General features: G+C 61.1%; 7 protein-coding genes. 1 reads left to right on the forward strand and 6 read right to left on the reverse strand.

What is annotated here, in order from left to right; all coding sequences use genetic code 11:
• Window positions 1-35: 35 nt before the first annotated feature.
• On the reverse strand, window positions 36-1,502 hold the full coding sequence (locus tag QQL64_RS10455) for a DHA2 family efflux MFS transporter permease subunit (RefSeq protein WP_284399008.1): 1,467 nt from the start codon (window positions 1,500-1,502) through the stop codon (window positions 36-38).
• 222 nt (window positions 1,503-1,724) lie between these two features.
• On the opposite strand from QQL64_RS10455, the gene QQL64_RS10460 reads away from it, so the two are divergent.
• The gene (locus tag QQL64_RS10460) at window positions 1,725-3,809 is read left to right on the forward strand and encodes a M13 family metallopeptidase (protein WP_284399011.1); all 2,085 of its coding nucleotides are present in this window, start codon (window positions 1,725-1,727) and stop codon (window positions 3,807-3,809) included.
• A 156-nt stretch (window positions 3,810-3,965) separates the two neighbouring features.
• Here the strand turns inward: QQL64_RS10460 and murD are convergent, their stop codons facing one another.
• The 5 genes from murD to QQL64_RS10485 form a co-directional block, all read right to left on the reverse strand.
• Complete coding sequence (murD, locus tag QQL64_RS10465; protein ID WP_284399014.1) at window positions 3,966-5,324, reverse strand: UDP-N-acetylmuramoyl-L-alanine--D-glutamate ligase; 1,359 nt, start codon at window positions 5,322-5,324, stop codon at window positions 3,966-3,968.
• Between the two features lies 1 nt (window position 5,325).
• Complete coding sequence (murL, locus tag QQL64_RS10470) at window positions 5,326-6,675, reverse strand: UDP-N-acetyl-alpha-D-muramoyl-L-alanyl-L-glutamate epimerase (protein WP_284399018.1); 1,350 nt, start codon at window positions 6,673-6,675, stop codon at window positions 5,326-5,328.
• Window positions 6,676-6,698: 23 nt separating this feature from the next.
• A complete protein-coding gene (locus QQL64_RS10475) occupies window positions 6,699-7,079 on the reverse strand; it encodes an endonuclease domain-containing protein (protein ID WP_284399020.1) in 381 nt (126 codons plus the stop codon).
• A 168-nt stretch (window positions 7,080-7,247) separates the two neighbouring features.
• Window positions 7,248-9,863, reverse strand: a complete 2,616-nt coding sequence (locus QQL64_RS10480) for a bifunctional aspartate kinase/diaminopimelate decarboxylase (RefSeq protein WP_284399022.1) — start codon at window positions 9,861-9,863, stop codon at window positions 7,248-7,250.
• 321 nt (window positions 9,864-10,184) lie between these two features.
• The gene (locus QQL64_RS10485; RefSeq protein ID WP_284399026.1) at window positions 10,185-11,699 is read right to left on the reverse strand and encodes a fumarate hydratase; all 1,515 of its coding nucleotides are present in this window, start codon (window positions 11,697-11,699) and stop codon (window positions 10,185-10,187) included.
• Window positions 11,700-12,098: the final 399 nt, after the last annotated feature.

Raw genomic sequence — 12,098 nt, forward strand, 5'->3', positions numbered from 1 at the left:
GCCTCCGATACGACGGATAGTTTGGGATGCTCTGATCACTCTGCGGCCACAGCCTGCTCACCAACATCGGCATGCTTCGTCCGCAGAAGTGCCGCGCCGAGCAATGCCGCAAGTGCGGCAAAGCAGGCGCCGGCCAGAAATGCCGATTGATAACCACCTGCCAGCGCGAAACTTTGCGTACCGCCCGCCATCTGCAGCGCCTGCGTGCGTACCGCGGCGAGACTGGCCAGCACGGCAAGACCGAGCGAACCGCCCATCATGAAAGCGGTGTTGACCACGCCCGAGGCCAGTCCCGATTCGGAAGGCCCCACGTCGCTCATCGCCGCCAACAATACGGGGTTAAAGGCGATACCCGCACCAAGCCCCAGCAACACCATGCCGGGCAAGATGTCGGGAAGAAAATGCCCCGACACAGGCGCGCGCGAAAACAGCAGCAGTCCACACGCCGCCAAGGCCAACCCGACCACCAACGGGCGGCGGATGCCAAAACGCATCACCAGCTTGGCCGAAAGCCCCAGCGAAAACATCGCCATGATCAAGTTGGCAGGCAAAAACGCCAAGCCCACTTCCATCGGTCCGTAACCCAATACCAACTGCATGTATAACGCCGACAGAAAGAACCACGCGAACATCGCCGCGGCCCACAACACGCCCACGACATTCGACACCGCCAAATTGCGTAGCTTGAACAGACGCAACGGCATCAGCGGGACATGCACGCGCATTTCGATCCACAGAAACGTGCCGAGCAATGCCAACGCCACGGCGAGTTGCCCAAGCGTGCGCGGCGACAGCCAACCAGATTGGCTGCCGTTGATCACGGCATACACGGCCAACATCAGTGCGGCGGTAACCGTAATGGCACCGAACACATCCAGATGCCGCGAAGCCGCCGTACCCGGCGCCGCCGGCAACAAACGCAACGACATGAGCATCACCGCGGCACCGATCGGCAGATTCACCAGAAACACCCAATGCCAGCTCAGGCTGCTGGTCAGCACACCGCCCAGCATCGCGCCGAGACTACCGCCGCCCGCGCACACGAAACCGTAGACACCCATCGCTTTGGCGCGGTCGGCCGGTTCGGTAAATAGATCCATGATCAGCGACAACGCCACCGCGGTGACCACGGCACCGCCCAAACCTTGCACGCTGCGCGAAACAACCAGCGCGGCTTGTGTGGTGGACAAGCCGCATGCCAGCGAAGTCAGCGTAAACAACGCAATGCCCAGCAGAAAAAGTCGGCGGTGTCCGTAAAGATCGCCCAGCCGACCGCCCAGCAGCAGGAAGCCGCCATACGTAAGCATGTAGGCATTCACCACCCAGGCCAGCGCCGTGTCGCCGAAATGCAGATCCATCTTGATCGATGGCAGCGCCACATTAACGATGGTGGTGTCCAGCACAATCATCAGTACGCCCAGGCACAGGACGATCAGCGCCAGCCAGCGGCGGTCCGGATGCATGGCGACGTGTGGGGCATGCTCGGAGGATAGTGGCTTCATCTTTTTCCCTTGAATGATTTGGCTTGGGCGTTTACACCGCCCTTAATAGTGACGTCGAACGAGCTGATCTGACATCGACATACGCGCTCCGAACAGGGAGATCAAGTAAGAACGTGCTGCACCGCCGCATGTTCCACGCCGCCCTAGCCCAGAAGTCATGCTCACAAGCTCACCGCAGCCGACTATCTTGGATGATTGATTCCCACAGCAAAGGTGATCGCCATGCAGCGATTTCGATGGATGCTTGCCGCAGCAGTGCTTGGCGGCAGTACGGCCCTGATGGCGGCACCCGCCACGATGGACGGCAGCCCAGTGGCAAAAGCGGGCAGCACGGATATCGGTATCGATCTCACCGGCATCGACCACGCGATCAAACCCGGTGACAATTTCTTCAGTTATGCCAACGGCACTTGGGTCAAGAATACGCAGATCCCTGCCGATCGCTCGAGCACCGGCACCTTCTTGCAGGTGTACGAACTGGCGGAGAAGCGCACCGCCGAACTCATTCGCAATACCGCGAAGAACCACGCCGCACCCGGCTCCAATGAGCGCAAGATCGCCGATTACTACACGGCTTACATGGATGACGCCGGCATCGAGAAACGCGGACTCGCTCCGCTGAAACCCGAGCTGGACCAGATCGATGCGATCAAGACGCGCGACGATCTCGCCCGCGTACTCGGTAGCGAACAGCGCGCCGACGTCGATCCGGTCAACGCCACCAACTTCCACACCGAAAATCTCTTCGGCCTGTTCGTGGCGCAGGGCTTGGAAGATCCCTCCCACTACATGGCCTACTTGATGCAAGGCGGTCTGGCGATGCCCAGCCGCGATTACTACCTGTCGCAAGACAAGGAAATGGCAGCGGCCCGTGACAAATACCAAACCTATGTCACCTCGCTGCTGAAACTGGCCGGCACGCCCGATGCCGACACGCAGGCCAAGGCCATCATCGCGCTGGAGACCAAGATCGCGCAGGCGCAGGAAAGCCTGGTCGACAGCCAGGATGTGCACAAGGCCAACAATGTGTGGAGCATGGGCGACTTCGCACAGAAAGCACCGGGACTGAACTGGACCGCCTATTTCAAGGCCGCCGGTCTGGATGGCCAAAAGCAGATCGACGTTTGGCAACCGTCCGCCACCACCGGCATCGCCGCGCTGGTCGCCAGCGAACCGCTCGACACATGGAAGCAGCTACTGCGCTATCACGTGCTGGACGCCAGCGCTCCACTGCTACCCAAGGCTTATGACGATCTCAGCTTTGGCTTCTACGGCACGACGCTGGAGGGTACGCCCACTCAGCGAGAACGCTGGAAGCGCGCGGTGAGCGCCACCAACACCGACCTCGGCGATGCCGTCGGCCAGATCTACGTAAAGCACTACTTCCCTGCTTCGTCGAAGGCGAAGGTCGAGGCGATGGTGAAAAACCTCCTGGCTGCCTTCGACGAACGTGTCGACACGCTGGCCTGGATGACACCCGCGACACGCGCCAAGGCGAAAGCAAAAATCACCACGCTGCGCGTAGGTGTGGGCTATCCGGAAACCTGGCGCAGCTATAGCAAGCTCGATATCCGCACCGACGATCCGCTCGGCAATCATGATCGCGCTGTGGCGCTGGAATATCAGCATCAGCTCGCCAAGCTCAGCCAACCGGTCGATCGTGGCGAATGGTGGATGACGCCGCAAACGGTAGATGCCGTGAACCTACCACTACAGAACGCACTGAACTTCCCTGCCGCCATTCTGCAGCCGCCGTTCTTCGATGCGAATGCCGACGCGGCTGCCAACTACGGCGCGATGGGTGCAGTGATCGGCCACGAAATCAGCCACAGTTTCGACAACACCGGTGCTGACTTCGACGCGCAGGGCAAGATGGAAAACTGGTGGACACCGCAGGATGCCGCACACTTCCAGGCCGCTACGCAGAAGCTGGTGAAACAGTACGACCAGTACGAAGCACTACCGGGTCTGCACGTAAACGGCCAGCAGACACTAGGTGAAAATATTGCCGACACCTCAGGACTCACCGTCGCCTATGCTGCGTATCACAAGTCACTCGGTGGCAAGCCTGCGCCAGTGATCGATGGCCTTAGCGGCGACCAGCGCTTCTTCCTCGCCTTCGGGCAGGCCTGGCGCTCCAAGATCCGTGACGCTGCCCTGCGCCAGCAACTTTCCACCGACGTACACGCCCCAGAGGACTTCCGCGCACTGACCGTGCGCAACATTGATGGCTGGTACGATGCCTTCAATGTGAAGCCGGGCGAGAAGCTCTATCTCGCGCCTGACGACCGGGTGAAGATCTGGTAAGCGTTTAGAGATCGACATCGAAAGGGCCGCCTCTTGCGAGCGCGGCCCTTTTTATTTCTAGCGCAAGTACTGCGCCTTCGCTTGGCGCGCACGCTCTTCGCAAATGTCGATCACGCCACCATGGGCGAGAAGAACAGGCGACTGCCTCGACAGGTATCAGGCGACGCCCAATCCATCGATTCCCGTCATCGTTTCGGCGTTGAATCCAGCGATCTCAGCGAAACGCCGGCCGCGTTCCGCGTAATCGTGGAATTGATCGAAACTGGGCGCGCCTGGCGACAGCAGCACGACACCGCCGCTTGGCGTAATGATGCGTGCCATGTCGATAGCGTCGGTGAGTTTGTCGACATCGCCTAACGGGATTTCGGATTTCGTCGCGCGCAACGCCAATGCGATGCGTGGACCGTTGGCACCTTGCGTCACGATGCGCAGACCTTTGCGTGAAGCGACATCTTTCACGAACGGCGACCAGTCCAGACCACGATCGTGACCACCGACGATGACGGTCACTTCGCGACCGTGCAGACTGTCGAGTGCGGCAATGGTCGCCAGCGGTGTGGTGCTGATGGAATCGTTGATCCATTGCAGGCCATCGCTTTCGCCCAGCGGCTGCAAGCGGTGCGGCAACGGGCGAAAGCCAGTCAGCGCCGGAGCGGCGGCAACGGCATCGAAGCCCATGGCCTCTAATGCTGCCAGCGCGGCACATGCATTCAAGGCGTTGTGCAGCCCAGGCACGGGCAGTTGATTCAATGCAAACACGGCGGCTTCGCCGCGACGGATGAAACCTCCCGCCACATGCCATCCATCTCGCTGCCCGAACATGATGCGATGAGGATGCGCTGCTGTTTTTTCGAGCAACGACGCTTGCTCGGCATTCACCAGCAACTGGCGCGCAGCATCGGCGAGCTTGAGCTTGTCGGCAACATAGCGCTCTCGCGAACCGTGCCAGTCGAGATGCTCTTCGTACAAGCTGGTGATGACACCTAGCTCCAATGCACCCGCTTCGCCGGTTTGAAAACTGGAAAGCTCGATTGCCCACAGCTCGGCGTGCTGGTCGAGCAGCTCAAGCAGCGGCAGTCCGATATTGCCTGCGAGCGCGGTGCGGATGCCCAGCGCACGCGCAAGATGCGCAAGCAATGCCGTGGTAGTGCTTTTGCCTTTGGTGCCGGTTACTGCAACGACTCGCGCTTGCGGATTTTCTGCGAACCAGAGCGCCGTACCGGAAATGAAACGTGTACCTTGCGCTTGTGCCGTGACAATCGCGGGTTTGTAGGCGGAGATTCCCGGAGACTTCACCACAACATCGTAAGCGCTGAGCGCTACGGCATCGGGTTCGTGCGCATAGACGCGCAACGCTGGATCGAATGCTTGCGCCTCAACGGCTTCAGCGTCGCTGCAATAAAGCGCTAATGCCAGATCGGGAATGCGATGTCGCAGAGCACGAATGGCTGCACGACCTTCACGCCCGAAACCCCAGATCGCAACGCGCTGTCCGACAAGCTCACCAATGCGCATGTCAGCCGATCGCCGCGAGCGCTGGTTGCAGGCGCGCCGGTACACGATGCACGCGGGATGCCTTCAACCAAGGCTCCAGTGCGAGCTGCGTAATGTCGAGCTGAGGCAGGATTTCGCTACGGAAACGCGCGACGAGTGCGTCTTCCTGCCATTCCGATCGCTGGCTCAGCGTATACATCGCTGCACGCGCTTCAGCGCCCTCGCCTACGCATTCGAATGGTTTGTGGTTGTGATATTCGAGTAATGCGTCGAAACCTGCTGCTTGCGTTTCATCATCCAGCAGATTGCGCCCGAAGATGGTGAGCAGACGCGGCTTGGATAGAAACGGCGCAAGCGCGAGGAACACGAAGTGGCACTTTGGACATTGTCCACACCAACGATCGGCGGGCTTCGGCCCAAGGATCTTGAAGTTTCGGTTGCAGCTGGAGAACACGTCGAAGTACGGCGTGAGTTTGGCGAAAGCACGCGTGATCGCCAACTCCGAATAAGGACGCAGCAACGAACAGTAATTGAGATCCGCCGCAACATGGGTATGCAGCCAGTTGCCGAGCAATTGCTCGAATGCGTACCCTTTACTCCACTGATGATTCACCTGCTGGCCTTCGTATTCGAGCGTCGCGGCCGACGCAGAGCGTTCATTGGCAAAGGCGATGCTGTCGTAACCGTAGAGAATGGCCGCGACTGCAAGGATCGCCGAGTTCACGGCAGTCACTGGAATATGGCCGTTCCATGCGCCGAGCCGATTGAGTTCGAACAGACCGGGCGCGAGTTCCCGCTGAATATTGAGCGTAGGCAGACCGGTGCGTTCGGCACAGGCAGCGATCAAAGGCGAATTGCCCACCCACACCGCCGTCGCTTCGCCGCCGATCTGCTTGATCGCCTCGACCGCCACCAGCGAATCCTTGCCGCCGCCGATCGGCACCAGGGTGCGTGCGGGTAGATGCAGGGTCTCCGCCTCTACTTTTCCGGAGGGCTGACCGGAGCGCGGAAACGCGATGCGCCCGCGCAAGTCCAGGCTGTTGCGGTACGCGAACTCGGCTAGGCCATGCAGGTACAGACTTTCGAGCAAATCCGCCGTGGCATCGTCGAGCGGGCCGTTGGCGAGTTCGATCTTGGGCGGGACGCCGGCTTTGTAGTAGCTGACGCCCGCGACGAAATGCAGCAGCTTGAGCGCCGCCTCGAACGCATGCTTGCGCTTTGCCGCGACAGCGGGTGCCGCCGGGAAACGCACGCGCTCGATCAATTCCTCGCCCTGGTCAAAGGCGTAGACCAGTTCCGCCACGCCGTCGGCGTAACTGCAACGCACGAAGCGGAAGACCTGGGTCAGGCGGGGTTGGATCGGGTTGGTCACTCAAACACTCCGTGGTTGCAGCTTTACCCCCTCTCCCCTTTGGGGAGAGGGCTGGGGTGAGGGGCCGCACTTGCCACAGCCTCCAGAATCACCTCAAGCACCGCTTCGCTATTCGTCAATACATCATTGTTCCAGAAACGCAGCACACGATAGCCCATTGCTTCGAGCCGGCGTGTGCGATCGGCATCCGATGCCATCCTTTCCGCATGTTGTCCGCCGTCGAGCTCCACAATTAGGCCAGCTTCGGTGCAGACAAAATCGATGATGTAGCGGTCGATTTCGTGTTGGCGGCGAAACTTCCATCCCAAAAGCTGCCGATTGCGTAAATAGCGCCAAAGCAAATGCTCCGCATCGGTCATGCTATGACGCAATCCGCGCGCCCGGTCTACATGCAAGCGTTTCATCCCTGAAGAACATTCCCTTTTCGCCTCAGGCAACTCCTTCTCCCCTCCGGGGAGAAGGTTGGGATGAGGGGCCGATCTTGCGGCAGGCCTCAACAATCACCCGATACCATTTTCATTTATCGCGAGGTTGACCCCTCACCCTACCCTCTCCCCGGAGGGGAGAGGGAGTCAAACGCCGATGATGATCTCTTCCGCCTCATCCCGCAGATTGTAAGGCGAGGACATGACTTTTCCGTAGGCGCCCGCCTGGGCAATGAGCATCACGTCGCCCTCCTTCGCTTCCGGCAGCCGGCGGTCGGAGCCGATCACGTCGCCGCTTTCGCAGATCGGCCCCACCACCTGATAAAGCGCGGTAGCGGGTTCGTCGAGACGGGTGAGGTTTACGATTTCATGCCAGGCGTCGTAGAGGGCGGGGCGGATCAGGCTGTTCATGCCGGTATCCACGCCGAGGTAGCGCCAGCTGCCCTTGCCTTTCTGCTGGGTCACGCGGGTGACCAGCACGCCCGCATCGGCCACCAGGTAACGGCCCGGCTCCATCCACAGTTTGTAATGCGGATAGGCCGACTTGACCTTGCGCAGTACTTCTTCCAGCGCGGCGATATCGAGCCGCGATTCACCCGGATGCGAAGGCACGCCGAGGCCACCACCGATATCCAGGAACGCCACGCTGCCGATGCGCTCGGCGAGACTGGCGAGCTGGCCGTACACCTCACCCCAATGCTTGTCGTCCAGGATGCCGGAACCCAAATGGGCGTGCAGGCCGCGCACGGTCACGCCGTGCGTGTCGGCGAGTCGCAGGAACGTGTCGATCTGCTCGACGGGCAGGCCGAACTTGCTGCCGCTGCCACCCGTGCGCACTTTCTCGTGGTGGCCTAAGCCACGGCCGAGATCCACGCGCAGGACAATCTCGCGTCCACGAAATACGTCACCCCAATGCTCCAATGGATAGAGCGAATCGAGCGAGACGGTGGCACGCGTGGTCAATGCCCAAACATAATCCTCGCGCGGCGCAAAGTTGGGCGTGAAAAGCAGCGGCGCCGATTCAGGCACCACCGCCATCACGGCCTTCAATTCACCCGGCGATACGCATTCGAAGCCGAAGCCCTCTTCCGCCAGCGCGCGCAGGATCGCCGGATGCGTATTGGCTTTCACCGCGTAATGCAGGCGATCCACCGACGTGAGCGCCTTCAACTCGCGCGCCTGCTGCCGTACGGTCGGCAAATGATAGACGTAGCGCGGCGTCGCTTTGGCACCCAGCGCCAACAGCTGATCGCGACATTGCATACGCCACCATGCATCGCCAACAACGACTGCTTCCCTGCTGCCGTAGAGACTCTGCCAGCTCGGTCCGAACAACGCGCTGTCGTCGGTGCGCAGTGCACCGGCCGCGATCAGCATCTCGTGCAGACGGGGTATCAATTCGTCGACCACGCTCTCATCCACCACAAAGGTGAGATTGAGGTTGTTCGACGATTGCGAAATCAAATGCACGCGAAGCTGACCGAACTCCGCCAGCACGCCCGACAAGGTATGCAACATCGAGCGCATGCCGCGGCCGACCATCGTGATGGCGGCGCATGGCGCGATGACCTTGACGCGGCATACCTTGGCCAGATCGCTCGCAAGTGCAGCCACCGCATCGGAATCGAGCAGGTTTTCAGTCGGATCGAGCGACACAGTGACGTTGGTTTCGGCCGAACTGATCAGGTCCACTGACAAGCCATGCTGCTTGAACTGCGCGAACACGTCGGCCAGAAAGCCGACCTGCTGCCACATGCCGACCGATTCCATCGATACCAGCGTGAGGCCTTTGCGCGCGCTGATCGCCTTGACGCTCGGCGCGTGTTCACGCACTTCCGGACCGATCACCGTGCCCTCCAACTCAGGCCGGTTCGTATCCTTGATCAGCATCGGCACACGCGGTTCGCGCAGCGGCGACAGACAGCGCGGATGCAGCACCTTGGCGCCCGTGGAGGCGATTTCCTGCGCCTCTTCGTAATCGAGTTTCTGCAAGAGGCGCGCGCCGGGAACCTGGCGCGGATTGGCGGTAAACATGCCGGCTACGTCGGTCCAGATTTCCACGCGCTGCGCTTTCAGCAATGCGCCGAAATAGGAAGCGGAGGTATCCGAACCACCACGGCCGAGCAGCACGGTGCGGCCTTGCGACTCGCGCGCGATGAAACCCTGCGTGATGAACACTTCACCCAATTTCGCCAGTCGCTCGTTCAAGGCCGGATCGGGTTTGGCTTCGACCATCGCCGATAGCAGCTTGGTGCGCTCGTTCTGATTCGGTAACGCCACGGCGGCAAGACATTCGCGCGCATCCACCCACTGCGTGGGCAGGCCGCTGTGACTCAAGAACGCGGCGCCCAATGCGCTGGACATCAACTCACCGTGCGCCTGCACCAGTGCGGCCCATGCCAGCTCGCCAAGCGCAGCCGGACCTTCTTCGGCCAGCTTCGCCAGTTCGGCCAGTCTTGCCCCGAGCGCATCCGGAACCGCCAGCTGCATATGGTCGAGCAGATCGTAGTGCCGTTGCGTAATCGCTTTGGCTGCCTCGATACGTTTGCCTTTGTCTTCCTGCGCGCACATCTGTTTAAGTGCGTCGGTGATACCGGTGAGCGCGGACACGACCACCAACACGCGTGCGCCTTCGGCACGACGGCTGGCGACCAGCTCACGGATGTTCTGCCAGCGCGGCAGGGTGGCGACACTGGTGCCGCCGAACTTCATCACGATCCAGGGTGCGCCGGCGGTAAGCGGCGCGGAGGCGTTCGAGGTCACGGTTTCTCTGTCAGGGTTGCGGGAAACAATCCTGCCAGTGTTGCGCTGCATCAGCCGGAATGCAACCGGCGATCGGGCATATGAGTTTGGACGGCTAAATGTTCCCAGGCTTGCTCCCTCTCCCCTTCGGGGAGAGGGTTGGGGTGAGGGGACAACCTTGCTATAGAAATAGTTCGAAGCGAGGTTCTTTTAGAGCTTGAGGCCAGCCTTGACCCATCACCTCAATCCTCTCCTCGCTCCTCAAAACCGAGCACATCCCTGTGCTCTCCCCGCGTGCCCCGAAGGGGAGAGGAGGCAAACGCATGCGCTTTGCGCATGGATTTATTCGACAAGAACGGGAATCTTGCCAATCCGCGCCTGCCATTCGCGCGGCCCGGTCTTGTGCACCGAGGTGCCCGCGGAATCGACCGCTACGGTCACCGGCATATCGTTCACCTCAAACTCGTAGATCGCCTCCATGCCGAGGTCCGCGAAGCCGACTACGCGAGAGGCCTTGATCGCCTTGGAAACGAGATACGCCGCGCCACCCACGGCCATCAGGTACACCGACTGGTGTTTCTTGATGGCCTCGATCGCAGCCGGTCCACGCTCGGCCTTGCCGACCATGCCCAGCAGGCCGGTCTGCGCCAGCACCTGCTCGGTGAACTTGTCCATGCGAGTGGCGGTGGTGGGGCCGGCCGGGCCGACCACTTCGTCGCGCACCGGATCGACCGGACCGACGTAGTAGATGAAGCGGCCGTTGAAGTCCACTGGTAGCTTCTCGCCCTTGTTCAACATGTCGACCATGCGCTTGTGCGCGGCGTCGCGACCGGTGAGCAGCTTGCCATTGAGCAAAAGCACTTCGCCGGGTTTCCAGCTGGCGACGTCTTCGCGCGTCACCGTATCGAGGTTCACGCGACGGCCTTTGGAGGCGTCATAGGTGAGCTTGGGCCAGTCTTCCAGCGACGGCGGGTCGAGCATCACCGGGCCGGAACCATCCAGCGTGAAGTGTGCATGGCGGGTCGCGGCGCAGTTCGGGATCAAAGCGACCGGCAGGTTGGCGGCGTGCGTCGGGTAATCCTTCACCTTGATGTCGAGCACCGTGGTGAGACCGCCCAGACCTTGCGCGCCGATGCCGAGCGCGTTGACCTTCTCGTACAGCTCGACGCGCAATTCCTCGGCACGATTTTTTGGGCCGCGCGCGATCAGGTCCTGAATATCGATCGGCTCCATCAGCGCCTCTTTCGCCAACAGCATCGCCTTCTCGGCGGTGCCACCGATGCCGATGCCCAGCATGCCCGGCGGACACCAGCCGGCGCCCATCGTCGGCACGGTCTTGAGCACCCAGTCGACGATGGAGTCGGACGGGTTGAGCATCACGAACTTGGATTTGGCTTCGGAACCGCCGCCCTTGGCCGCCACGATCACATCCACGGTGTCGCCCGGCACGATCGACACATTGATCACCGCTGGGGTGTTGTCTTTGGTGTTGCTGCGTTTGCCGGCAGGATCGGCCAGCACGCTGGCGCGCAGCTTGTTGTCCGGGTCGTTATAGGCGCGACGCACGCCTTCATTGACCATGTCCTCGAGCGACATCGTGGCGTCCCAACGCACGTTCATGCCGACCTTGAGGAAGACGGTGACGATGCCGGTGTCCTGGCACAGCGGACGATGTCCTTCGGCGGCCATGCGCGAGTTGATCAGGATCTGCGCCATCGCGTCTTTGGCGGCCGGCGACTCCTCGCGCTCATAAGCGGCGGCGAGATTGGTGATGTAGTCGACCGGGTGGTAGTAGCTGATGTATTGCAGTGCGTCGGCGACGGACTGGATCAGATCGTCTTGCTTGATGGTGGTCATGGCGGTTGCTTCGACTGGCTAAGGGAGCCCGACAAGCCTTGCACTCGCTGGGCACAACCGCCCTATTGTGCCCCAATCGGGCCCGCGCATAAAAAAGCGGCCGCACCAGGCAGCCGCTGATGAATGCCTAACCTGCTGGATTAGAAGCGGTATTTGCCCTGCAGAATCGCTCTCGATCGCTGTCAAAACTGACGACGCCACGGTTCGATTAGTCGCATTCGGCTGAGCGATATGCCCGGCCAGCACTTCCAGTCCGTTGTACCGCCGCTATAGGCTTCGGTGGCGGCGCAACGCCAGTCGTCAGGGGAGACGGACGACGTCGCGGGGAAAATCCGACTTCAGCTAAACACCCAACGGTACGGCCGCTGGGGCAAGGGCTTATGTATGTCGTCGCCCATG

The sequence above is a fragment of the Dyella lipolytica genome, from assembly GCF_030160075.1.
Classification (GTDB): domain Bacteria; phylum Pseudomonadota; class Gammaproteobacteria; order Xanthomonadales; family Rhodanobacteraceae; genus Dyella_B; species Dyella_B lipolytica.

Excerpts from the sequence above, each read along its gene's own strand:
- QQL64_RS10455 (WP_284399008.1), bottom strand. The coding sequence starts at position 1,502 with ATGAAGCCACTATCCTCCGAGCATGCCCCACACGTCGCCATGCATCCG.
- QQL64_RS10460 (WP_284399011.1), top strand. The coding sequence starts at position 1,725 with ATGCAGCGATTTCGATGGATGCTTGCCGCAGCAGTGCTTGGCGGCAGT.
- murD (WP_284399014.1), bottom strand. The coding sequence starts at position 5,324 with ATGCGCATTGGTGAGCTTGTCGGACAGCGCGTTGCGATCTGGGGTTTC.
- QQL64_RS10475 (WP_284399020.1), bottom strand. The coding sequence starts at position 7,079 with ATGAAACGCTTGCATGTAGACCGGGCGCGCGGATTGCGTCATAGCATG.
- QQL64_RS10485 (WP_284399026.1), bottom strand. The coding sequence starts at position 11,699 with ATGACCACCATCAAGCAAGACGATCTGATCCAGTCCGTCGCCGACGCA.